This is a genomic window from Bittarella massiliensis (ex Durand et al. 2017), assembly GCF_009876955.1.
Taxonomy (GTDB): Bacteria; Bacillota; Clostridia; order Oscillospirales; family Ruminococcaceae; genus Bittarella; species Bittarella massiliensis.
This window is the reverse complement of sequence record NZ_WWVY01000002.1, coordinates 219,368-244,811: the sequence shown is the minus strand read 5'-3', so window position 1 is coordinate 244,811 and position 25,444 is coordinate 219,368. Positions and strand designations below refer to the sequence as shown.

The 25,444-nt window shown below is 62.3% G+C and carries 25 protein-coding genes; 16 read left to right on the top strand and 9 right to left on the bottom strand.

The annotated features are described in order from the left end of the window. Nucleotides 1-103: 103 nt before the first annotated feature. On the bottom strand, nucleotides 104-565 hold the full coding sequence (locus GT748_RS02240) for a GtrA family protein (RefSeq protein ID WP_021658444.1): 462 nt from the start codon (nucleotides 563-565) through the stop codon (nucleotides 104-106). A 314-nt stretch (nucleotides 566-879) separates the two neighbouring features. Here GT748_RS02240 and GT748_RS02235 point away from each other — a divergent pair, with 314 nt between their 5' ends. The 6 genes from GT748_RS02235 to GT748_RS02210 all read left to right on the top strand — a co-directional run bounded on the left by GT748_RS02235 (nucleotide 880) and on the right by GT748_RS02210 (nucleotide 7,994). Then, nucleotides 880-2,088 (top strand): hypothetical protein, encoded by a 1,209-nt coding sequence (locus tag GT748_RS02235; protein WP_021658442.1) that lies wholly within the window; start codon nucleotides 880-882, stop codon nucleotides 2,086-2,088. A 233-nt stretch (nucleotides 2,089-2,321) separates the two neighbouring features. Continuing rightward, a complete protein-coding gene (locus GT748_RS02230) occupies nucleotides 2,322-3,542 on the top strand; it encodes a metal-dependent hydrolase family protein (RefSeq protein ID WP_073260986.1) in 1,221 nt (406 codons plus the stop codon). 136 nt (nucleotides 3,543-3,678) lie between these two features. Further along, nucleotides 3,679-4,893: a metal-dependent hydrolase family protein gene (locus tag GT748_RS02225; RefSeq protein WP_052537598.1), complete on the top strand. Its 1,215-nt coding sequence runs from the start codon at nucleotides 3,679-3,681 to the stop codon at nucleotides 4,891-4,893. Between the two features lie 50 nt (nucleotides 4,894-4,943). After that, complete coding sequence (locus GT748_RS02220; RefSeq protein ID WP_059004885.1) at nucleotides 4,944-6,155, top strand: metal-dependent hydrolase family protein; 1,212 nt, start codon at nucleotides 4,944-4,946, stop codon at nucleotides 6,153-6,155. A gap of 335 nt (nucleotides 6,156-6,490) precedes the next feature. Next, nucleotides 6,491-6,682 (top strand): hypothetical protein, encoded by a 192-nt coding sequence (locus GT748_RS02215; protein WP_021658439.1) that lies wholly within the window; start codon nucleotides 6,491-6,493, stop codon nucleotides 6,680-6,682. Nucleotides 6,683-6,851: 169 nt separating this feature from the next. Further along, complete coding sequence (locus GT748_RS02210) at nucleotides 6,852-7,994, top strand: M20/M25/M40 family metallo-hydrolase (RefSeq protein ID WP_021658438.1); 1,143 nt, start codon at nucleotides 6,852-6,854, stop codon at nucleotides 7,992-7,994. A 63-nt stretch (nucleotides 7,995-8,057) separates the two neighbouring features. Here the strand turns inward: GT748_RS02210 and GT748_RS02205 are convergent, their stop codons facing one another. Together GT748_RS02205 and GT748_RS02200 are read right to left on the bottom strand one after the other, a co-directional pair. Then, nucleotides 8,058-8,300 (bottom strand): hypothetical protein, encoded by a 243-nt coding sequence (locus tag GT748_RS02205; RefSeq protein WP_021658437.1) that lies wholly within the window; start codon nucleotides 8,298-8,300, stop codon nucleotides 8,058-8,060. A 100-nt stretch (nucleotides 8,301-8,400) separates the two neighbouring features. Beyond that, nucleotides 8,401-9,495, bottom strand: coding sequence for a hypothetical protein (locus tag GT748_RS02200; protein ID WP_059004888.1), 1,095 nt, complete (start codon nucleotides 9,493-9,495; stop codon nucleotides 8,401-8,403). A gap of 360 nt (nucleotides 9,496-9,855) precedes the next feature. On the opposite strand from GT748_RS02200, the gene GT748_RS02195 reads away from it, so the two are divergent. From GT748_RS02195 to GT748_RS02180, 4 genes are all read left to right on the top strand, one after another. Continuing rightward, nucleotides 9,856-10,422, top strand: coding sequence for a PduL/EutD family phosphate acyltransferase (locus GT748_RS02195; RefSeq protein WP_021658625.1), 567 nt, complete (start codon nucleotides 9,856-9,858; stop codon nucleotides 10,420-10,422). Nucleotides 10,423-10,570: 148 nt separating this feature from the next. After that, entirely contained in the window at nucleotides 10,571-11,275 is a 705-nt protein-coding gene (locus tag GT748_RS02190) for a DUF4190 domain-containing protein (RefSeq protein WP_073260984.1), read from the top strand. Between the two features lie 308 nt (nucleotides 11,276-11,583). Next, nucleotides 11,584-12,339, top strand: coding sequence for an exodeoxyribonuclease III (locus GT748_RS02185; protein ID WP_021658528.1), 756 nt, complete (start codon nucleotides 11,584-11,586; stop codon nucleotides 12,337-12,339). 25 nt (nucleotides 12,340-12,364) lie between these two features. Further along, nucleotides 12,365-13,618 (top strand): CCA tRNA nucleotidyltransferase, encoded by a 1,254-nt coding sequence (locus tag GT748_RS02180; protein WP_021658527.1) that lies wholly within the window; start codon nucleotides 12,365-12,367, stop codon nucleotides 13,616-13,618. A gap of 51 nt (nucleotides 13,619-13,669) precedes the next feature. Here the strand turns inward: GT748_RS02180 and GT748_RS02175 are convergent, their stop codons facing one another. Both GT748_RS02175 and GT748_RS02170 read right to left on the bottom strand, forming a co-directional pair. Continuing rightward, nucleotides 13,670-14,548, bottom strand: coding sequence for an AraC family transcriptional regulator (locus tag GT748_RS02175; RefSeq protein ID WP_021658526.1), 879 nt, complete (start codon nucleotides 14,546-14,548; stop codon nucleotides 13,670-13,672). Between the two features lie 168 nt (nucleotides 14,549-14,716). Then, nucleotides 14,717-16,135, bottom strand: coding sequence for a spore germination protein (locus GT748_RS02170; protein ID WP_161213276.1), 1,419 nt, complete (start codon nucleotides 16,133-16,135; stop codon nucleotides 14,717-14,719). Between the two features lie 641 nt (nucleotides 16,136-16,776). Here GT748_RS02170 and GT748_RS02165 point away from each other — a divergent pair. Further along, nucleotides 16,777-16,965: a DUF6440 family protein gene (locus GT748_RS02165; RefSeq protein WP_021658523.1), complete on the top strand. Its 189-nt coding sequence runs from the start codon at nucleotides 16,777-16,779 to the stop codon at nucleotides 16,963-16,965. A 152-nt stretch (nucleotides 16,966-17,117) separates the two neighbouring features. Here GT748_RS02165 and GT748_RS02160 read toward each other — a convergent pair whose 3' ends face one another. From GT748_RS02160 to GT748_RS02150, 3 genes are all read right to left on the bottom strand, one after another. Then, nucleotides 17,118-18,332: a CPBP family glutamic-type intramembrane protease gene (locus GT748_RS02160; protein WP_021658522.1), complete on the bottom strand. Its 1,215-nt coding sequence runs from the start codon at nucleotides 18,330-18,332 to the stop codon at nucleotides 17,118-17,120. A 223-nt stretch (nucleotides 18,333-18,555) separates the two neighbouring features. After that, nucleotides 18,556-19,833, bottom strand: coding sequence for a DNA polymerase IV (dinB, locus tag GT748_RS02155; protein WP_021658521.1), 1,278 nt, complete (start codon nucleotides 19,831-19,833; stop codon nucleotides 18,556-18,558). Between the two features lie 119 nt (nucleotides 19,834-19,952). Then, nucleotides 19,953-20,642: a hypothetical protein gene (locus GT748_RS02150; RefSeq protein ID WP_161213278.1), complete on the bottom strand. Its 690-nt coding sequence runs from the start codon at nucleotides 20,640-20,642 to the stop codon at nucleotides 19,953-19,955. A gap of 165 nt (nucleotides 20,643-20,807) precedes the next feature. On the opposite strand from GT748_RS02150, the gene GT748_RS02145 reads away from it, so the two are divergent. The 4 genes from GT748_RS02145 (at nucleotide 20,808) to GT748_RS02130 (ending at nucleotide 22,693) form a co-directional block, all read left to right on the top strand. Beyond that, nucleotides 20,808-21,155 (top strand): helix-turn-helix domain-containing protein, encoded by a 348-nt coding sequence (locus tag GT748_RS02145; RefSeq protein WP_021658519.1) that lies wholly within the window; start codon nucleotides 20,808-20,810, stop codon nucleotides 21,153-21,155. Further along, on the top strand, nucleotides 21,148-21,501 hold the full coding sequence (locus GT748_RS02140; protein WP_073260982.1) for a helix-turn-helix domain-containing protein: 354 nt from the start codon (nucleotides 21,148-21,150) through the stop codon (nucleotides 21,499-21,501). Before GT748_RS02145 ends, GT748_RS02140 begins: the two co-directional genes overlap by 8 nt. Before the next feature lie 495 nt (nucleotides 21,502-21,996). Next, nucleotides 21,997-22,347, top strand: a complete 351-nt coding sequence (locus tag GT748_RS02135) for a helix-turn-helix domain-containing protein (protein ID WP_021659313.1) — start codon at nucleotides 21,997-21,999, stop codon at nucleotides 22,345-22,347. Further along, on the top strand, nucleotides 22,340-22,693 hold the full coding sequence (locus GT748_RS02130) for a helix-turn-helix domain-containing protein (protein WP_073260978.1): 354 nt from the start codon (nucleotides 22,340-22,342) through the stop codon (nucleotides 22,691-22,693). The genes GT748_RS02135 and GT748_RS02130 overlap by 8 nt, the downstream gene beginning before the upstream one ends. A 169-nt stretch (nucleotides 22,694-22,862) precedes the next feature. Here the strand turns inward: GT748_RS02130 and GT748_RS02125 are convergent, their stop codons facing one another. Next, nucleotides 22,863-23,405 carry an NADH peroxidase gene (locus GT748_RS02125; protein ID WP_161213279.1) on the bottom strand — a complete coding sequence of 181 codons (543 nt, stop codon included), beginning with the start codon at nucleotides 23,403-23,405 and terminating at the stop codon, nucleotides 22,863-22,865. Nucleotides 23,406-23,680: 275 nt separating this feature from the next. Between GT748_RS02125 and GT748_RS02120 the strand changes: the two genes are divergently transcribed. Then, nucleotides 23,681-25,408, top strand: a complete 1,728-nt coding sequence (locus GT748_RS02120) for a B12-binding domain-containing radical SAM protein (protein ID WP_161222304.1) — start codon at nucleotides 23,681-23,683, stop codon at nucleotides 25,406-25,408. Nucleotides 25,409-25,444 lie beyond the last annotated feature (36 nt).

Here is a 25,444-nt window from a genome sequence, read left to right as displayed (position 1 = left end):
CGCAGCGCCCCCCCTTCTCTTTCTAATTATTTGTGGGGCAATTTTAGCAAAGCCCCCTTGGTTTTTGGTGCGACAAAAGGGCGACTTTCCCCGGCGGGGCCGTTCACCTCTCCCCGGTGTACTTCCTGGCCTCTTTTTTCACCTTGCCGAAAATCCAGAACCGGCTGACAATGTAGTTGATGGTGGCCGAGAGGGCGGAAGCCCCGATCTTTACCGGGTTTTGGGGAAGTCCCAGCCCTGAGACAAGCAGCGCCATGATGGCGGTCTCCAGCACACAGGTGCCCAGCCGACAGCCGGCAAAGTCCCGCAGGCCCCGCCAGACAGCCCGCGCCCCGCCCCCGCGCTGGCGGAAGACAAACCAGCGGTTGGAGAAGTAGGCCGCCACTACATAGACCACCCAAGCGGCCACATTGGCGACGGCATAGTTCCAGCCGCACCAGTTGGCCAGGACGAAGAAAAGGCAGAGATTTAGAAAGGCGGTAATGGCCCCCCAGAACACATAGTGGGCAAATTGCCGCCAGTTTTTGACGATGTCGCCGACCAGGGCACGGATCCAGTGGAGCAACCGCTCTCCCCCCTCTCAAATGGGTGGCAAATACGGGCATATCTGCGCTCTTTCTGTCCCATTTTACACCCAAATGGAGAAAAGGGGAAGGCAAGAGGGGGTGGAATTTCCCATTCATTGCATATCTTGTATGGTTTTTTGTTTACAATTTGGCCAAATTCACTATTCGTTTCACCACTTTTCACCGCTAAAATAAAAAATGTTACAAAACTGTGACCGACCCGGTGACAAGCCTCTGGGGCCGTGCTATAATGTGTATCAAATCGACGGGGCCCCCAACAGCCTTCGTCAAATTCGATTTAGGAGGAAATCTGATGACAACAATTTGGACACCGCTGTTCTCGTTTGTCGTCTTCGTGGTCGTCTTCGCCCTCGGCGACATCGTGGCAGAGAAAACAAAAGGATTGATATCCGCTATTATCGTGGGGTGCTTTGTCTACCTCGTAGGGTTCTGGACCGGCATTATCCCGGCCACTTCGGTTGCGGATAGCACCCTGCCCGGCATGATGAGTGCTTTCGGCATCGCCGTGCTGCTGGTCAACCTGGGCACCATCCTCGACCTGGAGTCCCTGCTGAGAGAGTGGAAGACGGTTGTCATCGCTCTGGTTGGCCTGGTGGGCCTGGCCCTGGTCAGCTTCACCATCTCCACCTGGCTCTTCGGCAAAGAGTACGCCCTCAGCGCCGCCTCCCCCATCGCGGGCGGGGTGATTGCCGGCATCATCACCAATGACGCCGCCGTCGCCGCCGGCAAGCCCGCTCTGGGCGGGTTCGCCATGCTGGTCGTGGCCTTCCAGATGTTCGTCGGTATGCCCATTGCCTCCTTCTGCCTGAAGAAAGAGGCGGGCAAGATGGTCAAAAACGGCATTGTCTCCGAGAGCGCTTCCACCGGCAAGAAAAAGAAGATCAACCTTTGCTTCCTGCCCGAGGGGCCCAAGTTCCTCAACACCCCCACTTCCATTATCGCCAAACTGGGCATCGTTGCCTTTATCGCCTACGTTGTGGCCATGCTGACCGTCATCCCCGGCTCCAACCCGGTCAACTACATCCTCAACCCCAACGTGGCCTACCTCCTCTTCGGCATCATCTTCTGTGAGATCGGCTTCCTGAACAAGAACGCCTTGACCAAGGCCGGTGCCTACGGCTTCTTCAGCATCGCCCTGCTGGCGGTCCTGCCCGGCTCCTTCACCTCGGTCACCCCGGCTGCCTTCCTCGACATGATCCTGCCCCTGGTCGGCACCCTGGTCATCGGCGCCGTCGGCATCGGCATCTTCGCCATCATCATGGGCAAACTGCTGGGCTACAGCCCCCTGGTCTCCATCGCCATCGGCATGACCGCCCTCATCGGCTACCCCGGCACCCAGGTCATCACCGACGAGGTTGTCGCCGGTCTGGACGCCAGCGACGAGCAGAAGGCTGCTGTCTCCGCCGTGATCCTGCCCAAAATGCTCGTCGGCGGCTTCACCACCGTCACCATTGCCTCGGTGGTCTTTGCCAGCATCATCTCCCCCTTCATCTTCTCCTAAGCGAGGAGCGGGGAGAGCGCATTCACAGAAGCGGTTTCTGTTGGGAAAAATTGCGTCTTGTGAGTTTGGAAAGAAGGTTTTGCGAGTTGACCGTCTGCTTTGGCAGGCGGTTCACTTGCAGAAAGGGGACGCTTTAAACCGTTAAAGCGCCCTGGAAATACAACGCTGTACAGACGTGCTGCCCGCCGGCTTTTCGACAGGCGGCCCCTCAAATAAAAAAGGAGTGGATGATTGTGAAAAAAGTGATCAAATGCGGCAAGTTTTTCAGTGCGGTGGACGACAAGGTCCTGGAGAACATCGCCATCGTCATCGACGGCAATAAAATCGAGTCGGTCGGCCCCATCTCCGGGTGCAACTGCGACGGCTGCGAGGTCATCGACCTGTCCGATAAGTTCGTCATGCCCGGCCTGATCGACGCCCATCTGCACACCCTCATGAACGGCGAAGTCACCTGCATGGACGACATGGGCAAAAAGACCATCGGCGACATGACCATCGACAGCATGAAAAACGCCCAGTCCGACCTGATGGCGGGCTTCACCACCGTGCGGGACGAGGGCTCCTACGGTTTTGCCGACATCGCCGTGCGCGACGCCATCAACGCCGGCAAGATCACCGGCCCCAGAATGTTCGTCTCCGGCATCCCCATCGGCACCACCGGCGGCCACTGTGACTCCCACTACAACCCCTACATCACCGGGCAGCACAGCATGGGCCAGGTCATCGACAGCCCCGACGCCGGCCGCAAGGCCGCCCGCTACACCCTGAAATACGGCGCTGACCAGATCAAGGTCATGGCCACCGGCGGCGTCATGTCCATCGGCGACGAGCCCGGCGCCCCCGAGTTCACCTACGAAGAGATGAAGGCCATCCTCGATGTGCCCAACTCTCGCGGCAAGATCTCCACCGCCCACGCCCACGGGGCCGAGGGCATCAAAATCGCCATCCGCGCCGGCATCACCTCCATCGAGCACGGGATGCTGATGGACGAGGAGTGCATGGACATGATGGTCGAGCACGGCACCTATCTGGTCCCCACCATCATCGCCGCCGAGCGGATCGTCGCCATGGGCGTTGAGAACGGCCTGCCGGCCGAGGCGGTGGGCAAGGCCCAGCGCTGCCTGGAGAACCACGGCAAAAACCTGGAGAAATGCCGCGCCAAGGGCGTGAAGATCTGCTTTGGCACCGACGCCGGCACCTACTACAACCGGCACGGCGAGCAGACCCGCGAGTTTGGGCTGATGACCGAGTACGGCAAGTTCCCGGTGGCCGAGTGCCTGATTGCCGCCACCCGCACCAACGCCGAGCTGATGAAGTGGGGCGACAAGGTCGGCACCATCGAGGCCGGCAAGCTGGCCGACGTGGTGGCCTTTGACGAGAGCCCCTTCGACAACATCGAAATCATGAACCACTGCTCCTTTGTCATGAAGGACGGCGTGGTTTACAAGGGCTAAAAATACTGGTATAATCTGATAAGTGGCTGTGTGAGCAGCCACTTATCGTTGCTTTATTCGCTTTCGTGCTTTAAACTGCAATTCTCAACAAATGGCTTGCCTGCGCGATTTTGGCGAACAGAGAGGGAGGGATTCCATGAAAAAAGTGCTCTTTTGCGGTCAGCTCTTTCCCGCCACCGGGGAAGAGGTGCTCCGCGACCAGGCCGTTTTGATCGACGGCGAGACCATCGAGGCGGTGATGCCCCGCGCCCAGTTTGGGGGGGAGGACTACCAGGTCATCGACCTGTCGGACAAATTTGTCACCCCCGGCCTCATCGACGCCCACGTCCACACCAACATCGACGGTGAACTCAACTTTATGGAGCAGATGATCTCCGAGACGGTGGGGGCCTGCACCATCCGCTCCCTCTGCAATGCCCGCAGCGATTTGATGGCGGGCTTTACCTCCCTGCGGGACATGGGCTCCTACGGCTTTGCCGACATCGCCCTGCGCGACGGCATCAACGCCGGCAAGGTGGTGGGGCCGCGGATGCTCTGCTCCGGGCTCTGCATCGGCTCCACCGGCGGCCATGCCGACTCCTGGTTCAACCCCTATATCACCGGGATGCACGAGTACGGCTATGTCATTGACGGCCCCGACGAGGCCCGCAAGGCCGCCCGGCTGATGTTCAAGTATGGCGCCGACCAGCTCAAGATCATGGCCACCGGCGGGGTGGGTTCCCCGGGGGAGCCGGGCGCGCCCGAACTCTCCTTTGAGGAGATGAAGGCCATGCTCGACATCGCCAACAGCCGGGGCAAGCTCTCCTCGGCCCACGCCCACGGCGCCCAGGGGATCAAAAACGCCATCCGCGCCGGGGTGGCCACCATCGAGCACGGGATGCTGATGGACGACGAGTGCATCGACCTGATGGCCGCCCACGGCACCTACCTGGTCCCCACCATCATCGCCGGCGACCGCATTGTCGAGTACGGCACCGACGCCGGCATCCCCGCCTCGGCGGTGGAGAAATCGGCCCGCTGCCTGGAAAACCACCAGAGAAATCTGGCTAAATGCCGGGAGAAGGGGGTCAAAATCGGCTTCGGCACCGACGCCGGCACCTTCTTCAACCACCATGGAGAGCAGACCTATGAGCTGGTGCTGATGGTCCGCTACGGCTTTACCCCCGCCCAGGCCCTGCTGGCAGCCACCAAGGTCAACGCCGAGCTGATGCGCTGGTCCGACCGGGTGGGCACCGTGGAGGCCGGCAAATTCGCCGATTTCGCCGCCTTTGACCAAAACCTGCTGGAACACATAGAAGCGGTGAGCGACTGCTCCTTCGTCATGAAGGGCGGCCAGGTCTGCAAGGGATAGCCCCCGCAGACAGCCCACCGAAACGAGATACGATAAAGGAGAATGGTAAGATGAAACAAGTCCTGCGCTGCGGCCACCTGTTTGACACCGCCACCAAGCAATTCGTCGAGGGGGTCGACCTCTACATCGACGGCAACAAGATCGAGGCCCTGTCCACCGGCGCCCCCCTGAAGGAGGGGTACGAGGTGGTCGACCTGTCGGACAAATACGTCCTGCCCGGCCTCATTGACTGCCACGTCCACGTGAACATGAACGGGGAGCCCGCCACCGACTACATGAGCAAACAGACCATCGGCGACTCCACCATCACCGCCATCTGCAACGCCCAGTCCGACCTGATGGCCGGCTTCACCACCATCCGCGACGAGGGGTCGGTCTTCTTCACCGACATCGCCGTGCGCGACGCCATCAACGCCGGCAAGATCGACGGCCCGAGAATGTTCTGCTCCGGCATCCCCATCGGCACCACCGGCGGCCACGCCGACAGCAGCTTCAACCCCTACATCACCGGCGACACCAGCATGGGCTTCATCATTGACAGCCCCGACGAGGGCCGCAAGGCCGCCCGCAAGGACTTCAAATACGGCGCCGACCAAATCAAGTTGATGGCCACCGGCGGCGTCCTCTCCTTCGGCGACGACCCGGGTGCCCCCGAGCTGACCTTTGAGGAGATGAAGGCCGTCATCGACGAGGCCAAGGTCAAGGGTCGCATCACCTCCGCCCACACCCACGGGGCCGAGGGGATCAAGATGGCGGTGCGCGCCGGCATCACCTCGATCGAGCACGGCACCATGGCCGACCAGGAGGCCCATGACCTGATGCTGGAAAACGGCACCTGGCTGGTCCCCACCCTGCAGGCCCCCTGGCACATCATGAAAAACGGCACCCAGATGGGCATTCCCGCCCCCCTGGTGGAAAAGTGCGGAAAGGTGATGGAGACCCACTTCGCCACCTTTGCCCGCGCCTACAAGATGGGCATCAAGATCGCCTTCGGCACCGACACCGGCACCCCCTTTGCCACCCACGGCAGCCAGGCGCTGGAGTTTGAGCTGATGGTGAAACAGGGGATGGACCCGGGCGACGCCATCCTCTCGGCCACCAAGTGGGCCGCCCAGCTCATCCGCTGGGAGGACCGGGTGGGCGCCCTCAAAGAGGGTCTGCTGGCCGACGTGGTGGCTGTGGACAGCGACCCCCTGGCCGACATCACCGCCCTCAAAGCGGTCACCTTTATCATGAAAGACGGCAAGGTCTACAAAAACTAGACACCTGCCAAATGTCATCGGGGCGCCGCCTCCACCCTGCAAAAGGGTGGGGCGGCGCCTTTTAAGGTCTGCTTTTTCTCCTCTTTGTAATGGGGAACCCTGTCGAAAGAATACAGGGGGTAGAGCCCCTGTAAAAACGAGACCATCCGCATCATAAAGCCATTTGTTTCAAAGTTGTAAAGATGCGTCCATCCCTCCAAAATCGACAATCTGCGCCGTTTTCCAGCCCTATAATGAAGCTAAACCAGTCACATCGGGACGGGAAACGTCGCAGACAGCACAAGCTCTGTCAAACCAGAGGGGAATGCGAGACACCCCCTCGAAAGGAGAAAAAAATGGATGCTTTTGAAAAGGATTTTGGACAATTTATTGACAGCCTAAAGTACGACGAGTTTGAGGGGATCCTCTTCAACTTGGTGCGGGACGCCTACATGGCCGGTTACCGCAAGGCGGGGGGAACGGTCCCCGCCAACCAGCCGGTCTTTCGCATCATCGCCGACTTTCAGACCAGCAGCCCCCGCCTCTAGAGAGTACATACCCCCACCCGCCGAACGGCGAGCGGGGGAGAGGAGCAAATCTTTTTTCTCTCCCTTCGGCCCACCCTCTCCAAATCGTGGTATAATGGGGGCAACCGCAGCCGCTGCTGCCGTGCAGCGGGCGGCCTGCAAAGCTACTTGAAGAAAGAGGGAACCTGTCATGCTGGAAAAATTGCCCCAGACCTTCCTCGACTATGTAGAGGAAAACCGCCAGGCCTTGATCGACCTGATCGCCGACCTCTGCGCCATCCCCGCCCCCTCCCACAACGAAGGGGCCCGGGCCGACTTCTGCAAGCGCTGGTTTGAAGCGCACGGCGCGCAGGGGGTGTACATAGACGAGGCCCTCAATGTGGTCTACCCCTACGGCTGCAAGCCGGAGGGCGAAGTGATGATCTTCATGGCCCACACCGATACCGTCTTCCCCGATCTGGAGCCCTTTGCCCCCCGCTATGAGGGCGGCAAGATGTACTGCCCCGGCGTGGGGGACGACACCGCCAACCTGGCCGTGCTGATGATGCTGGCGGCCTATGTCACCCGCCAGGGACTGCAGGCCGACTGCGGCGTTCTCTTTGTGGCCAACTCCTGTGAGGAGGGGCTGGGCAACCTCAAGGGTTCCCGCCAGCTGGCAAAGGACTACGCCGGGCGCATCCGCCAGGTGGTCTCCTTTGACGGCTACTACCTGATGCTCTGCAACGGCGCGGTGGGCTCGCAGCGCTACCGGGTCGAGATCAAGACCGAGGGCGGCCACTCCTACGGCAACTTTGGCAATCGCAACGCCATCGCCTGCCTGGCCTCGATGATCGACACCCTCTACACCGTCAAAGCCCCCACCGGCGGGCGCACCACCTACAATGTGGGGACCATTTCCGGCGGCACCTCGGTGAACACCATCGCCCAGAACGCCGAGATGCTCTACGAGTTTCGCTCCGACTGCCGGGAGGATCTGGCCTTCATGCAGAACTTCTTTGAAAAGACGGTCGAGTGCTACCGCGCCATGGGCATCGAGGTGGAGGTCGAGTTGCTGGGCGAGCGCCCCTGTACCGGCGATGTGGACCCCGCCGCCCAGCGGGAGCTGGAGGGCCGCTGCCTCGACGCCATCGAGCAGTTTACCGGCAAGCGCGTCGAGATGCTGGCCTCCTCCACCGACTGCAACATCCCCCTCTCCCAGGGAATCCCCGCCGCCTGTTTCGGGGTCTGTACCGGGGGCGGCGCCCACACCCGGGGCGAGTGGATCGACTTGGAGAGCCTGCCCACCGGCATGAAGATCGCCGGGTCGCTGGTGCTCTCCTACTTCCACGGTTGATTTTGAAGACGGAGAGAGGGCCGGCCCCAATCGGGGTCGGCCCTCTTTTTTTGCTGTCTGCGCTCAACTGGCCCGGCTCTCGCCCTCGCCCGACTGCTGCCGGATGAGGGAGATGACCTGGTCGATGGACATCCCCGAGTCGGAGATGGTCTGATAGACAGCGCTGAGCTCTGATTGCTGCTTTTCGCGGACGATCTGCTTGCGGGTCTCCTCCAGCTCCACAATGGTGTTCTTGTGCCGGGTGATCTGGGCCTCGACCTTCATCAGCTCTTCGTCGAAGTTTCGCGCCTTCTTTGGACGTGCCATATTGCGCCCCCTTCCTTCGGATAGCGGTATAGTTGCATTATAGACCGCCCTCCGGCGCGATATGCGCCCCTTTTTGTCGCCGCTGGGATTTGGTCGGCTCCTAGCGGGCGGTCAGCTTCTCCACCAAAAGCCCCGCCAGGGCGTCGACTCCGGCGCGGTCGGTGCCCAGGGCGTAGAGGGCCTCGGCCTGGCGGTGAGCCTCCTGGGCCTCGGCGCAGAGGCGGGCGGCCTCCCGCACCAGCTCTTTGGCCGCCTTTTTGTTGAAGGAGAGGCGGTTGCGGTAGGGGTAGAGGGCGTCCAGGTCGGTGAAGCGGCGGCTGTACACGTGGCGGAAGGGGGTGGGCAGCGCCTGGGCGTAGGCGTTTTGCCGCGGCTCGCTGACGAGACAGAGGTCCGCCTCGGGCAGGACCAGGTGCTCCAGCTTGTCGTAGGGGGAGAGGGGGGAGTAGCAGGCGTAGACGTCGTACCCGGCGGCCAGGGCGATCTTGGCCATCCGCTCCAAAAAGAGGGGGGCCGCCGTCTGGTAGCTGTCCTCCAGCAAAATCACCCGGCCAAATCCCGCCGCCGTCTCGCAGAGGGGCTGGGGCCCGGAGGGCGTCAGGTGGGAGAGGAAGCGGTCAAAGGTCCGCCCCTTCTTGTCCAGCGGGGGCAGCAGCCGCTTGGCGGTGGAGAGGGCGTACCGCTCCAGCTTGGGCAGGTCGAGACAGGGGGTCACCACGGCGCTGTTGTCCCGCAGCAGCGAGGCCGCCGCCGAGAGAAAGCGGCCGGAGCGCCGCTGTAGCCGGGCGCTCTCGTCCAGCCGGGCGGTGATCTCCTCCCGGTGGGGGGCGATCGCCGCCGGGTCGGTGAAGCGGTAGAGGTCGACAAACTGCTCTGCGAGGGCGGGGTAGCGGGGGACCATCCCGTGGGGCGGGGTGCCGTCCACCACCCCCAGGTGCAGCCCGGGGCAGAGCACGGCGTCGTAGGAGCCCGGGTCGGAGGCGCAGTGGATGAACTCCACCGTCTCCCCCCGGTCGAGCAGGGCCTCCCCCACCCGGCGCAGCAGGGTAGACTTGCCGCAGCCCGGGCAGCCGCCCAGTATGTAGGTGGTAAAGGCCGGGTCGCCCCCGTCCAGGGCGCCAAAATAGCTGGCAAAGCCCACCGGGCTGTTGGCGGCCAAAAAGAAGTCCAGCCGCTTTCCCTTGTGATCCATCATGTCAAAACCCCTTTTCTCCGGCGAGGGAAGGTCGGCGGCGCGCCCCGCCCCTCTCGCCGGAAGGAGGGCAGGGGAAAAAGCGCCGCCGGAGCGGCCGCTCATTTTGCCGCAGGGAAATGGTAGGGCATTCTATTCCTCCCCGGCCTTTTTTGACACCGATCCACCTCTGCCCTTTCCCGAAAAAATCCCTCTTTTTCCGTTGCAAAGCCGGCGGATTGTGATACAATAAAATAGAGTGTAGAGGCGACTGCCGCCCCCTTTTGAAAGCGGGGGACCGTCGCTTTTTGCCGCCGCCCGCCGGGCGGATGTCACAGCTATTTCGCCGGGTGCGCCCCGGCAGTCAATTGGGAGGATTGCACGATGAAAAAATTCCTGGTGGAGATGTCTGCCCGCCACGTTCACGTGACCGAGGCCGACCTGGAAACGCTGTTTGGCAAGGGCGCCAAGCTGACCCCCAAAAAGGACCTGTCTCAGCCCGGCCAGTTCGCCTGCGAGGAGCGGGTCGACGTGGTGGGCCCCAAGGGCACCCTGCCCCACGTCTCGATTTTGGGTCCCACCCGTTCGGCCACCCAGATCGAGGTCTCGGCCACCGAGGCCCGCAAGCTGGGCGTCGCCGCTCCGGTGCGGGAGTCCGGCGACGTGGCCGGCAGCGCCCCCTGCAAACTGGTGGGCCCCGCGGGTGAGGTCGAGCTGAGCGAGGGCGTCATCGTCGCCAAGCGCCATGTACATATGACCCCCGAGGACGCCGCCGCCTACGGTGTTTCCGACAAGGAGATCGTCCAGGTCAAGGTCGACACCCCTGAGCGCTCCCTCATCTTCGGCGACGTGGTGATCCGCGTCAGCGACAAGTTCGCCACCGCCATGCACATCGATACCGACGAGGCCAACGCCGCCGGGAACCCCCGCGAGGGCGAGTTCGTCAAGTAGGCGTTTTATCCGAAAAAAAGAGCCATTCCGCCCACAGGCGACCCTGCCGGAATGGCCTCTTTTTTACTCCTATATGTCAAAGAAATAACGAGCTGTCGACAGCGTCTTTTCGCTGTGGAAGATAAATTTTTGAGGAGGATATGCGACTGTGAGCAGATTTATTGCGGAATTTGCGTGCAACAAACCCGACGACATGATCAAGTTCATCTCGGAGGACTTCTTTTTGAAAGAGGGGTTCGAGGTGGCCAATGTCAAGGGTGAGATCGTCTGGAAGAAGGGCGTCGGCATGATGACCGCGCCCCAGTTTGTCAAGCTGGTCTACGGCGGGGGCAAGGTCCACATCGAGGCCTGGCTGAAATACGCCATCCTCCCCGGCGTCTACGCGGGGGAGATGGGGCTGGACGGCTTTATGGGCGCCCTGCCCAAGGCCAACTTGAAAAAGCGGGTGGATACCCTCATCGGCCTGCTCAACCAGGTCACCCCCGCCGACGCGGTGCCCCAAGGCGCCCCCGCCGCTGCCGTTCAGGGCGCTGCGGTCCCCCCGGCAGGCGTCCCCCAGGGTGTGCCACAGCAGGCGGCCGCCGCCCAGCCCACCCCGGTGCCGGTGGCCGTTCACAACCCCACCAGCAAGGCGGTGCTGGCCCTGGTGATGGGCATCCTCTCCATCCCCGTCTCCTGGTACTTCTCGGCCCTGCTGGGCATTGTCCTGGGGATCGTGGGCATCACCGCCGGGATCACCGGCATCAAGTCCACCTCCAAGGTGATGGCCATCTTCGGCCTGGTGCTGAGCATCATCGGCGCCGCCCTGGGCGCTGTGGGCTGGATTTTGAACATCGTGTTGCTGGCCGCCTAGTCTCCCGTTTGGCCGCGGCCTATTTCCCGCCAAAAAAGGGCGCTCCCGCTGTTGGAGCGCCCTTTTTCGTGGTATAATAGCCACGAAGTGGCGGTGATACCGGGGATGGCCGGGCAGATGTGCAGACGCCGTTTGCGCCCCGCTCCATGGCCAGGGCCCGCTGCGCGGCTGCGGCGGCGGGACGGCCGGTCAGGCTGTCTTTCCCTGTCCGCCGCCCCACCGGTTAAGACCGCAGCCGCGCCTGTAAAACCGCAGCCGCGGGCGGAAAGCCGCCCATCCACTACAAAAAAACGAGGAGGGAACCCCCTTTGAAACTTGTCACCTGGAACGTCAACGGCCTGCGCGCCTGTATCACCAAGGGCTTTTTTGATTTTTTTGCGGCGGCCGACGCCGACCTGTTCTGCATCCAAGAGACCAAGATGCAGGAGGGACAGGTCCCGATAGAGACCCCGGGCTATGCCCAGTACTGGAACAGCGCCCTCAAAAAGGGCTATTCCGGCACCGCCGTCTTCGCCCGCACCGAACCCCTGTCCTTCACCCGGGACATCGGCATCGACACCCACGGCACCGAGGGCCGGGTCCTCACCCTGGAATACCCCCAGTTCTACCTGGTCAACGTCTACACCCCCAACTCCAAAGAGAAGCTGGCCCGCATCGACTACCGCATGCAGTTTGAGGACGATTTTCGCGCCTATCTGCACGCTCTGGACGAGAAGAAGCCGGTCATCGTCTGCGGCGACATGAACGTCGCCCACCAGGAGATCGACCTGAAAAACCCCAAGAGCAACCGGGGGAACGCCGGGTTCTCCGACCAGGAGCGGGAGAAGTTCGGCGCCCTTCTCGACAGCGGGTTTACCGATGTCTTTCGCGCCCGCAACCCCGACCTGACCGGCGCTTACAGCTGGTGGAGCTACCGCTTCAACGCCCGCAAGAACAACGCCGGGTGGCGCATCGACTACTTCTTGGTCTCTGCGCGCATCGCCGGGGCGGTGAAAGACTGCACCATCCACAGCGACATCTTCGGCAGCGACCACTGCCCCGTATCGCTGGAAATCGACCTCTGAACAGGCCAAAAAGGGAGGGCTGACCATGGAGAAGATCGCCCTGTCCCCCGCCGCCGCGGCCATCCTCGGGCGGCTGGAGGCGGCGGGCTTTCCCGCCTATGCGGTGGGGGGCTGTGTCCGTGACAGCCTTCTTGGCCGCCCGCCCCACGACTGGGACGTGACCACCGCCGCCCGGCCCGAACAGGTGCTCGCCCTCTTTGGCGACTGCCACCCCGTTCCCACCGGCATTGCCCACGGCACGGTGACCCTCTTTTGGCAGGGGGAGGCCGTGGAGGTGACCACCTTTCGCCTCGACGGGCCCTACCGCGACCACCGCCACCCCGACACGGTCGCCTTTTCCGACCGCGTCGAGGAGGACCTGGCGCGCCGGGACTTCACCGTCAACGCCCTGGCCTACTCCCCCCGGCGGGGGCTCTGCGACCCCTTTGGCGGGCGGGCAGACCTGCAAAGCCGCCTCATCCGCTGTGTGGGCGGACCTGCCCGCCGCTTTGAGGAAGACGCCCTGCGGCTGCTGCGGGCGGTCCGCTTTGCCGCCCAGCTCGGCTTTGCCATCCACCCCGCCACCGCCGCCGCCATGGACGCGGCGGCCGGGCTGCTGTCCGGCGTTTCGGGGGAGCGGGTGCTGGCCGAGTGGCGGCGGTTCCTCCCCTGTCCCGGGGCGGGGGCGCTGTTAGCCCGGTTCGGCCCCCTTTTCTGGGCCGCTGCCCCCGCCCTTTGCCCCGCTGGGGGGGAGGAGGACGGTTGGCTGGCCGCCGCCGAAGCGGTCGAGGCCGCCCCGGCCGACTTCCCCCTCCGCCTGGCCCTCCTCTGTCTGGCCGGGCCGGAAGAGGGGGCCGTCGGCCGCGCCGAAGCGCTGCTTGCCCGCCTGCGCCCCGACCGCCGCACCGCCGGAGAGGTGACGGCCCTGGTCGCCGCCGCCCACGCCCCCATTCCCCGGGAAACGCCCGCCCTCTGCCGACTTTTGGCGGATAGGGGGCGGGAGGGGGCCCTCCGCCAGGTCGCCCTCTGGCGGGCCACAGGCCGCCTCTCCGAGGAGACGGCCGAACAGCTCACCGGCGGACTGCTGTCCTTGTTGGAGCGGGGGGTCTGTCTCACCGTTCGGGAGCTGGCCCTTTCCGGCGGCGACCTGCTGGCCCTGGGGGCCGTGCCGGGCCCCCAGGTGGGCCGGTTGCAGCGGGCTTTGTTGGAGGGGGTCTGGGCCGGGCGCGCCGCCAACACCCGGGCGTCGCTGGAACGCCTGGCCCGAGCGCTGCTGAAAGAGGAGGCCCTCCTCCCATAAGCGCAAAAAAGGGAGGCGCTGCATCGAGCGGCGCCTCTCTTTTTGCTGTCTCTACTTTTTCTCCACGGCGACCCAGATCTCGCAGCAGTAGTCGGGGGAGTCCACCTGGTCGGACGGGTAGGCCTCGAAGTCGGGCCCTCCGCAGGGCTGGTACTCGCTGGCGGGGAAGAACTCGCTGTAGATCCGGCGGTAGAGGGCTTGAAATGCGTCGGGCATGGCCCCGGTACAGGGGAAGACCACATAGGTGTGAGCGGGGATGTCCTCCAGCGTAAAGTCCGCCTCGGCGATGGGGGCGCCGTTGTAGACCCCGCCGATGCCGTAGGGAAAATCTCGGTCGGCCGCGTCCTCGCCGAAACTGGCCCCCAGCAGCCGCTGGCCGAAGGGGCTTTTCTGGTCGGTGTAGCGGCAGAGGGCGGGGATGGTGCCGTCTGCGCCGCACCGCCGCCAGAATGCCGAAATCTCGGCCGCGGTGGTCTCCTCCCCCCGCGGCACCCGCTTCTTTTTGGCGATCATCTGAAAGGGGCCCTGCTTTACAATGCGATAGTCCATGGTCGTTCCTCCGTCTAAAATCAATTTTACGGAGAGGGGGGAGAAGGTCTTGAGAACGGCGCCACCGGCCTTGGCCTGAGAGGGGGTCACCCCGTGAAAGCGGGTGAAGGCCCGGGCAAAGCTCTCGGGGGTATCGTAGCCGTATTTCAGGGCGATGTCCAGCACCCGCCGGCCGGTGCCGACCAACTCGCTCCCCGCCAGGGAGAGCCGCCGCCAGCGGATGTACTCCCCCAGGGTGAAGCCGCAGAGGATGGCGAACACCCGCTGAAAGTGAAAGCTGGAGGACAGCGCCTGTTTGGCCACCTCCTCGTAGTCCACCGGTTCGGTGAGGTGTTCCTCCACATAGTCGATGGCCCGCTGTATCCCGGTGATCCAGTTCATCTCTCCACTCCCTTCCGCATGAGACCATGATACCCCTTGGCAGCGCCGGGGTCTTGACTTTCCCTGCGCCGGGGTGTCAGGCGATCCCCTCTCCCACTCTACCACACCTGGCCGCCGTGTGGCAAAAAAGGGCCGGCGCGATGGTGCGCCGGCCCGTGAATACGCCCTTTATTTTCCCATGTGGGGCACGTCTTCGCTGTTGCGGGAGAACTTTCGCTTGAACAGGGCGATGAACCCCCGCAGCGAGAAGGGGAGCACCGGGTAGAAGTACCGGTTCCCGGTGATGGTGGGGTTGGCGTAGGCCAGCCAGAGACAGAAGACCAGAACCGGCAAAAAGCCCCAGAGCCCCCCTGCCCAGGCCCCGATCAGCAACAGCATCCGGCAGAACTTGATGGAATACCCCAGCTCGATGCTGGGCTGGGAGAAGGTGGCGATGGCCACAAAGGCCATGTAGAAGATGACCTGGGGCACCACCACCCCCGACTGCACCGCAAAGTCCCCCAAAATCAGCCCCCCCACAATGCTCAGGGAACTGGCCAGCGCCGTGGGGGTGTTGACCGAGGCCAGCCGCAGCCCGTCGATGGCGAACTCGATGAGGAGCAGCTGCAAAATCAGAGGGATGCCGGTGTCGTTTTGCACCTTGAGAAAGGAGAGGAGGGGCGGCAGGGCGTCCTGATAGTGCAGCAGCACCAGCCAGAGGGGGGTCACCAGCATGGTCAGCAGGGAGGTGGCGATCCGGATCAGCTTCATGTACCACCCCACCAGGGGCGGGAAGTAGAAGTCGTCCGCCTCCTGCGAGAAGTCGGCCAGCCAGGTGGGCAGGATGATGGCGGTGGGGCAGTTGTCCACGATCAGCACCACCCGCCCCTCCACCAACTGGGCGGCGGCCACGTCCGGCCGCTCGGTGTTGCGCACCTTGGGAAAGGGGTTGATGGAGGGCTTTTTCAGCAGCAGCTCCACCAGGTTTTGCTGGTTGATGACCATGTTTTTGGGGGTGAGGGCCTTGATTTTCTCCCGCAGCTCCCCCACCAGCTTGGGGTCGGCCACCCCGTCGATATAGCCCAGGGCCACGTCGGTCTTGGAGGACTCGCCCACCGACAGCATCTCAAAGGTCAGCCGCGGGTCGCGGATGCGCCGGCGGATGAGGGCGGTGTTGAAGACCACCGTCTCGGAGAACCCGTCCCGCGAACCCCGCAGCACCTTGTCCTTCTCCGGCTCGTCGATGCCCCGGTTGGGGTAGGTGCGGGTGTCCATCACCACCGCCCCGGCAAATCCCTCGATCACCAGGACGGAGGGGCCCGACAACACCGCCTGGGCGGCCTCCTCCGGGCGCTCGGTCACCGCGTATTCGGTGTAGGGGAGAAAGCGGCGGCAGAAGTCCTCCAGGTCCTCCAGGGCGTCCATCTGCTCTGGGGTGATGGAGAAGAAAAACTGCAGGATGCGCTGGAAGAGGTCGTCCTTCATGAACCCGTCTAAAAAAAAGACCGAGCACTGCCGGTCGCCGATGACCACCGGCTTTTCCAGCAGGTCGAAACTCTCTTTCAGGGGGAGCAGGCGGGCAATTTCCTCACGCTTCAAAACGATCACCTCGATTTCCCCATCAGTGTTCCCCAAACGCGGCTGTTTAACCCATTTTTTTCTGCGCCCTCTTTTCGCCCTGTGCCGGTGGGGCCGCGCTGCAAAAAAAGAGGGGTCGCCTCCCTCTGCGGGGCGGCCTCTCTTTGCGGGATCCTGTCTGGGGTCCAAATGGAAAGTCGACCGACTTTTCCAAGGCCACTGGGCCGCCTTGTGCCCAATAAGTCGCATTAAGCTGACCTATATAAGCTAAAATCTTACTGGTTCAATCGTTTCTCTTCTTCAGCAAAGAAAAAAGTGATTTTTTCTCTCGCTCACACGGGCGCTTTCACTTGGACTCTGCGTGATAAGCTCTGCAAGCATCGCAATCACCGTGCCGTTCACAATTCTTCTTTTTGCACGGACAATCTTCCTTATACATTATTGCCTCCACAAGTCGCGATTTATCGAGTGCGCCTTCTCATCCAAAAGCGCATCGCTCTTTTCACCACCGTACCATATCGCCCTCTTTGTTGCAAGGGGGCCACGGGGGCTCATCTCGGCGACGGGGCGCAGAGAGGGGCGCTGCCCCTTCTCCTGTTGACAGCCACTCCCCGTTTGCCGTACACTGAAAAAGCCCCCTTACAGGCGGGCGGAAAAGGAGTGGATGAGAGATGGCAAAACCCAGCGACCGCTTTATCGTTGTCTACAAGCAGGGCACCATGAGCGTCACCCAAATCTGGGTGGACCGGGTGACGGGGGTCAACTACCTCTTTCACCAAGAGGGGTACTCCGGCGGGCTCACCCCGCTGCTGGACCGCTACGGCAAACCGGTGATCAGCCCCATCCCCTTTTCGGACTGATGGCATTGTTCCGCTCTCCGGCAACAGCGCTTGGGCATATAGGTGTCTTCGCCCCTTCAAAACAGTACCCCCCGACGCAGAAAAACAAACTGCGTCGGGGGGTACTGTGTCTCTTATCCGTTTTTATTGGAGCGGTTCAGGAGCGCGGTCGCTCACAAAACGCCCAGGGCGTTGCAGACGGTCATGCCGAGCATCACCGCCAGGGTGAGGATGGTGCCGGGGGCCGACAGGTAGGTCGCCGCCTTCTGTGCCGGGGTGAGGACGGTGCAGGGGTTTTCCAGGCGGAAGGTGTCCTTGTGGTTGACCGCCTCGATGACGAAGAGGACAAACCCGCTCACCGCCGCCGCCAGACAGAGGAGGGAGAGGAGCAGGATCGGCAGCAGGTAGGGCAGCTTGGAGAGGAGGTAGGTCATGACATAGCGGCTGCTGCCCCCGCCGGTGAGCACCGACAGGTCGATGTGCCCGGCCAGGATGGACTGGGTGGCGCCGATGAGGTTGATGGAGAGGTGGATCCCCAAGGCCGGCCAGATGGACTGGGCCTTGACCACCACAAACCCGGCGGCGATCCCCATCATGATGGCGTAGAACAGCTGCTGGTAGTTCATGTGGGTCAGGCCAAAGGAGACGCCCACCACCACAATGGCAAACCAACTGCCAAAGGGCAGGGTGTGGCAGAGCAGGGTCCCCCGGAAAATCAGCTCCTCCATCAGCGGGGCGGCCAGAGCCATGAAGAAGAAGGAGATGAGGGCGTTGGCAAAGCCGGTGTCGGTCACCAGGCTGGGGGCCGCGAGCTCCACCCCGAACAGCAGTTGGATGATGGTGAAGAGAAAGTTGAAGACATAGCTGATGCCGTAGGTGAGCCCCACCCCGATGAGGGTCCACTTGGCGATCTCCTTGCCGCTGGCCTTGGGCTTTGTAAAGTAGGTGCGCACCTTGTGGGGCTGACCGGCGTTGCCGATGAGCAGCAGGGGGGCCATCACCAGGTAGAGCGAGCCGTAGGAGATCAGGTTGGCCACGGTGTCGAAGGCGGTGGTGCTCATCCGCACCCCCAGCAGCTTCATCGCCATCAGCACCCCCAGGGCCACCAGGTTGGTGCCGACCACCAGCAAGAGCAGCAGCAGGCTGTTGCGGTTGGAACAGCGCCGCAGCGCCTTTTTGGCCTGTTTTACGGGGGAGAGAGGGGGGGCGACCGGCGGCACAGGGGGTGTTTCGCCCCCTGCGGCGGGGGGAGGAGTGAAGTCGGCGGCCCCTTCGGGGCGGTCAAAGGCCGGGGCGGGGGAGGGGTGCTCCGCCGCATCCGGCGCGCCGGACGGTTCTCCCGGCTGGGGGGAGAGGGGGGGCTGTGGGGTGAAGTTGGTTTCTTCCATCAGTTACGACCACCTTTGTTGCGGAAAATAAAGTTGTGAGAAAACGCCCTTTTGCGGGCGGTTTTGGCATTTGTCCCCTATTGTAACACCCAAATGTGAACAAGTCCAGAAGATGGGGAAAGTCTTGAAAAACGGCCTGAAAGGGGCTTGTGATGGGCCTCGGCGGACCCTGCGCGCCAGGGGACGAAGGGGGGATTTTGTAAACTTTTTTTGGCGGGCCCCGCTATTGTTCGGGGGGACCGGCGGGGGAGTCGGGCCCTTCGCTCCCCTCGACGCGCAGCTTTTCGCCCTGGCTCTTGCTGACGATGTCGGTCTTTAGCAGGGAGGCAAAGGAGAGCGCCCTCTCCCCGTATTTGGAGCGCACCCTGTCCATAGCCGTTTCCAGCTGGCGCTGCTTCTCCCGCTGGGCCAGGACCGCCTGGTCGGCAAAGAGGGAGAGCTGCTCCCCGCTGTCCTTCCCGCCCAGACCGGCGGCGGTCACCGTCAGCATCCGGATGGGGGCGCGCAGGTCCCAGTTCTGCCGCACCAGCTCCATGGAGGCGGCAAACAGCTCCCGCGAGAGGTCGGTGCCCCGCTCCAACTGCCGCTGGCGGGAAATCACCTTGAACTGGGGCGACTTGATCTGCACCTGCACCGTCTGGCAGCAAAGGCCGTAGCGGCGCAGCCGGGCCGCCACCGTGTCGCAGAGCATCAGCAGCCCGGCGCGCACGTCCTCCTCCCCCTCCAGGTTGCGGCGGAAGGTGATGCCGTTGCCCACGCTCTTGACCTCCCGCTCGGCCCCGGCAGGGCGCACCGGCTCCTCGTCCTCGCCCCGGGCATACAGCTGCACCGCCATGCCGGCCTTCCCCAGCAGCCGCTCGATCAGGGCCTCGTCGGCCTGGGCCAACTGGCCGATGGTGTCGATCCCCGCGCGGGAGAGCTTTTCCGCCGCCACCTTTCCCACGTAGATCATCGAGCCCACCGACAGCGGCCAGAGGATCTGCCGGTAGTTCTCCCGGGTGATGAGGGTGGTGGCGTCCGGCTTTTTGTAGTCGCTGCCCAACTTGGCAAAGATTTTGTTGAAGCTCACCCCCACCGAGATGGTCAGGTCGGTCTCCTTTTTCACCCGGCGGCGCAGCTCGTTGGCAATCTGCACCCCGCTGCCAAAGAGGGTCCGGCTGCCGGTCACGTCCAGCCACGACTCGTCGATGGAGAAGGGCTCCACCAAATCGGTGTACTGGCAGTAGATGGCGTTGACCGCCTCTGAAAATTCCCGGTACTTTTTGTGGTGGGCCGGCGCCAGCACCAGCTCCGGGCACTTTCGCCGGGCCTGCCACACCGTCTCCGCCGTCTGCACGCCAAAGGCCTTGGCCAGCTCGTTTTTGGCCAGAATGACCCCGTGGCGGCTCTCCGGGTCGCCGCAGACGGCCATCGGCACCGATCGGTAGGCCGGGTTGAGGGCGCACTCCACCGAGGCGTAAAAGCCGTTGCAGTCGCAGTGCAAGATGACCCGGTCGTCCATCCGGCGCGCCCCCTTTCCCCGGGCGGTTCGCCGCCCTTTTTCATCCCTTATGATACCACAAGCGCGCCGGTTTTGCCCGTAAAAAATAGGGGGCTGTCCTGCCCCCTGTTCGACTGCGTTCAAAATTCCCAGTGGCGGTCCGCCTCCCGCGCCAGTCCCAGCAGGCGGTAGATCCGCTCTACCTGGTCTACCAGCGCCGCTCCCACCGGGTGCTGCTGGTCGGCCAAAAGCACCTCAAACCCCGCGATAAAGCAGACGGGCAGCCAACTGCGAAAACAACTGGTCAGCACCTTTTTCAGCCCTTGGTACGCCTTGCGCGCCTGTGGGGTGAGCACGGCGCAAAAATCGGCCTCCGCAACCGGCCAGCAGGCCAGCGCCTCCCGGTCCAGGGAGCCCGCCTTCCACAAAATGGCATCGTGCAGGGCGGCCCGCCCGCCCTCGTCGTCTGCAAACGGGGCCAGCGCCACCCCCTCCACCCCAAAGGCGACCACTTCCTGCATCCCCGCCAGAATGGCCCCGGCGCTGTACAGGTAGCAGAGGTGGGCCAGCCGCTTTTCAAACAGCGCGCAGTACGCCCCGGTCAGCACCCCCTGTTTTTCCACCTGGCGGCGAAAGGCGGCCCAGTCCCGGCCAAAGCCCTGCCGCCGGGCGCGAAAGCAGGCATCGTGCTCGTCCAGGTAGCACAGCGGCTGCCGGAAGGTTTCCGGCAGAAAAAAGTCTGCTGCCTCGGCCGCGGTCGCCTGGGCCGCATGCCGCCTCCGCTTTTTCCCGCGGAAGGACCCCCGGTGACGCCAATATCCTTTCAACATCTGCAAATCCCCCTGCATTCGACAAATTTTTTATTATTATAGCAAAAAAGCAGAGAAAATACAACTAATATTACGAGTGAATAACTATAGATATATTTAAGAGACAGTTTGTTTCACCTACGCTTTATAAGTCAATAGTATTTAATGTAAAGTGTGGATTGCAATATGTTGAAAAGTTTATTGGGCAAACGGCTTCGCAAAATGAGGAAAGTACACGGCCTCACACAGAAAGAACTTTCAAAAATAATAGAGCTGTCAGTGCCTTCGATTGGGAAGATAGAAACGGGAAAGACTGTACCCGTATTTGAAACCTTTATCAAATTGACAGAGGTTTATGCGGATACCGCAGTTGAGGACATTCTGTGTGATGTTCTGGATGTTGGCATCCTTTACAGAATCAAAGACATCTCGGCGCGCATAGACAGTTTGCCGGAGGCGGAAAGGGAGTATCTGTACGACGCCGCGCGGTACTTTGTCGGTGCCATGCAAAAGGAGGGAGAGGTAGATGACTAGGGCGGAATTCGGCGAGCGCCTCAACAAAATTCGCAAAAAGACGGGGATAAAAACGGAGCTTTTGGCCGAAAAGACAGACGTCAGTGTCGGTTTTCTCAATGGTGTATTTTCCGGCAAAGCCTACCCCAGCGTGGAGACCTTTGTCAAGCTGGTCAATGTTCTGGGCTGCTCGGCCAACGAGCTGCTCCGAGGCGAGCCCTGGCCGGTGGACGAGACTGCCCTTGATTCGCGGCTGCTGTCGATCAGGGAGCTGCCGCCGGACCGGGCCCGCCACGTCTGCAACGTCCTCGACACCATTCTGACCGATTTGGAACAGGCAAAAGAGTGTGCCCCTTCCGAAAAGTGAATAGCGGCCGGTGGGGAAGTCCCGCCGGCCGTTTTTTGCGCTCCTCTCCCTTTCGCCCCCAATAGAGAGAGGAGGGTGCAAAAACAGCGTGCAGTACGCTCCGGTCAGCACCCCCTGTTTTCCACCTGGCGACAAAAGGCAGCCCAGTCCCGACCAAAGCCCTGCTGCCGGGCGCGAAAGCGGCTGTTGCGCTCGTCCAGGTAGCACAGCGGCTGCCGAAAGGTTTCCGGCAGAAAAAGTTTGCCGCCGCGGCCGCAGTCGCCTGGGCCGCATGCCGTCTCCGCTTTTTCCCGCGAAAGAGCCCCCGATGATGCCAATATCCGTTTGGCATCTGCAAATCTCCCTGCATTCGACAAAATTTTTATTATTGCGCTAAAAAGCAGAGAAAGTACAATTAATATTACTAGTGAACAATCATAGATATATTTAAGGGACGATTTGTTTCATCTACGCTTTATAAATCAATAGTATTTAAAGTAAAGTGTGGACTGTTATATGTTGAAAAGAAAATTGTTGGGTAAGCGTTTGCAGAGAATTAGAAAAGCACACGGCATGACGCAGAAAGAACTTGCTCGTGCGCTTGGTGTAAAAGCGCCTACCGTCATCAAGATGGAGGCAGGGACAGGTGGGCCGCAGTTCGATACTTTCGTAAAGTTGACAGAAGTATATCCAGATGTTGCTGTCGAAGAGATTTTGTGCGATTCTCTGGATACCGCCGTTATTTTTAGAATCAAAGAGCTTTCTGAGCGCATGAACCATTTGACCGAGGAGGAAAAGAAATACCTCCGCGATGTTGCACGGTATTTTCAGGGCGTCATGCAGAAGGAGAGTACAGCAAATGAATAAGCAAGAGTTTGGAAAACGGCTCAATGACGCCCGTAAAAAGATAGGCATGAAAACAGAGACCTTAGCCGAAGAAATAGATGTTAGTGTCGGCTTTCTACACGACATATTTCGGGGCAGAACCTACCCCAGCGTGGAGACCTTTGTCAAGCTGGTCAATGTTCTGGGCTGCTCGGCCAACGAGCTGCTCCGGGACGAGCCCTGGCCGGTGGACGAGACTGCCCTCGATTCGCGGCTGCTGTCGATCAGGGAGCTGCCGCCGGACCGGGCCCGCCATGTCTGCAACGTCCTCGACACCATTCTGACCGATTTGGAACAGGCAAAAGAGTGCGCCCCTTCCGAAAAGTGAATAGCGGCCGGCGGGAAAGCCCCGCCGGCCGTTTTTTGCACTCCTCTCCCTCTCGCCTCTGGCGGAGAGGGGCGGGTGCAAAAAAAGAGGGAAACCACTGCCCGGGGAAGGCAGTCGTTTCCCTCTCAAGAGAAAAAGCAAATCGTTCAGGAAAAACCGATGGGGGAGCTTAGAAGAATCTCTTCAGCAACCCGGCGAAGCCGCGGCCGTGGCGGGCCTCATCCTTGCACATCTCGTGCACGGTGTCGTGGATGGCGTCCAGGTTCAGCTTCTTGGCCAGGGTCGCCAGCTCTTTTTTGCCCTCGCAGGCGCCGTGCTCGGCGTCCACCCGCATCTCCAGGTTCTTTTTGGTGCTGTCGGTCAGCACCTCGCCCAGCAGCTCGGCGAACTTGGCGGCGTGCTCGGCCTCCTCAAAGGCGTATCTCTTGTAGGCCTCGGCGATCTCGGGGTAGCCCTCGCGGTCGGCCACCCGGCTCATGGCCAGGTACATCCCGACTTCGCTGCACTCGCCGTTAAAGTTCTGGCGCAGGCCCTCGATGATCTCCTCGGGAGCGCCCTGGGCCACACCCACCACGTGCTCGTCGGCGTAAGACAGCTCGCCCTCGGCCTGTTTCTTGAACTTCTCAGCAAGGGCGCCGCAGACCGGGCACTTCTCGGGAGCGGCCTCGCCCTCGAACACATAACCGCAGACGGTGCAAACAAATTTAGACATTTTTCGTTCCTCCTACTTCAAAATGAAATTGTTGTTTTGATTGTTTTTCTGGGGTTTCTTACCATGGCTTAACTATACCACGAGCATCCACTTACGTCAATAGATTTTGCGAAAAAAATAATAACAATTCTCATTTTTGTTTTGGACGGTCTTTCCAGGGGACGGCGAGCCATGACTTCCGCACCTGCAAGTGGTACAATAGAGAAAGCCGGGAGAGGCACCCCTGACGCCCTTCTCCCGCTGTCGATTTTAGAGAGATGAGGGGGACCCCGCCCATGCTTTCCACCCTGTTGGTGGCCGTCAACGCCAAGTACACCCACACCAATCTGGCGGTGCGCTATCTCGCCGCCTGTGCCCGCCGTGCAGGCGTAAAGGACTGCGGCTTTGCCGAGTACCACATCAACCTGCAGCCCGACGAGGTGACCGCCGCCATCGCCCACCTGGCGGGGGAGCGGGTGGCCTTTTCCTGCTATATCTGGAACCTCTCCTTCATCGACTTGGTGGCCCGGCGGCTGCGGCTGGTCCGCCCCGAATTGCGCCTTTACTGTGGCGGCCCTGAGGCCGAGTGGGACCCCCAGTTTTTGGAGCGGCACCCCTGGTGCGACGGGGTACTCTGCGGGGAGGGGGAGGGGGCCTTTCCCCTCCTTGCCGCCGGCCGGCCTGAGGGGGAGATCCCCGGCCTCCTCTACCGCGCGGGGGGGAGCCGCCACCGCAATCCCCCCGCGCCGCCCCTTCCCTTGGAAGAGCTCCCCTTTGTCTACGGCGAGGGGGAGCTGCCGCCCCACCGCCACATCTATTATGAGTCCAGCCGGGGCTGCCCCTTTTCCTGCCACTACTGCCTCTCGGGGGCCGGGGGGCGGGTGCGCTTCAAACCCCTGGAACAGACCTTGCGGGAGCTCGACTTCTTTTTGGAGCAGCGGGTGGTGCGGGTCAAATTCGTCGACCGCACCTTCAACTGCGACCGGCAGCGGGCCAGGGCCATCTGGCACCACCTGATGGAGCGGGACAACGGGGTGACCAATTTTCACTTTGAGCTGGGGGCCGACCTGTTGGGCCCGGAGGAGGCGGAGCTGTTGCGCGCCGCCCGCCCCGGCCTCTTTCAGTTTGAGATCGGGGTGCAGTCCACCAACCCCCGAACGGTGGCCTCGGTGCAGCGGGTGCACGACTTTGCGGCCATCTCCCGCGCGGTGCGGGGGCTTTTGGCGGGGGAGAACATCCACCTCCATCTCGACCTCATCGCTGGGCTCCCCTTTGAAGATAAAGAGACCTTCGGCCGCTCCTTTGACCAGGTATATGCCCTGGGGCCCCACCAATTGCAGTTGGGCTTCCTCAAACTCCTCCACGGCAGCCGCCTGCGGGCGGAGGCGGGGGACTACAGCATCGTCTTCTGCCCCGACCTGCCCCCCTACGAGGTGTTGAAAACCCGCTGGCTCTCCTACGGGGACATCTGCGCCCTCAAGCGGGCGGAGGAGGCGCTGGAGACCTTTTCCAACAGCGGCCGCTACCGGGCGTCGCTCGCCTACCTGGCCGCCTGCCAGGGCAGCCCCTTCGCCCTCTTCTGCCAGATGGGGGACGCCCTGGCGGAGGAGCCCGCCCTCTCCCGGGAGGGGAAGCACGCCTTTCTCTGGCGCTTTGGCAGGGGGCGTCCCGGGGTCGACGAACAGCGGCTGCGGGAGGCCCTGCGGCTGGACTGGCTCTGCTGCGAAAAGCCCCGCAAGCGGCTGCCCTTCCTTGACGACAGCAGCCTGAGCCCCCGCTACCGCCGCGCCGCCGGAGACTTCTTTGGGGACGGGGAGAAGGTCGCCCGCTACCTGCCCTCCTACCTGGGCGAGCACCCCGGCCACATCGCCCGCACCGCCCACCTGGAGGTGTTTGCCCGCCACCCCCTCACCGGTGCCCCCGGACCGGTGGCCATCGCCTTTGACTACCGTCGGCGAGATATCTGGGGCGGCGCTCGCTGGCAGGTGGTCCCCCTGGAGGGGACTGTTGGCACAACTGCCTAAAAACCCCGCCTGAAACAGGGCATTTCCCTGAAAAGG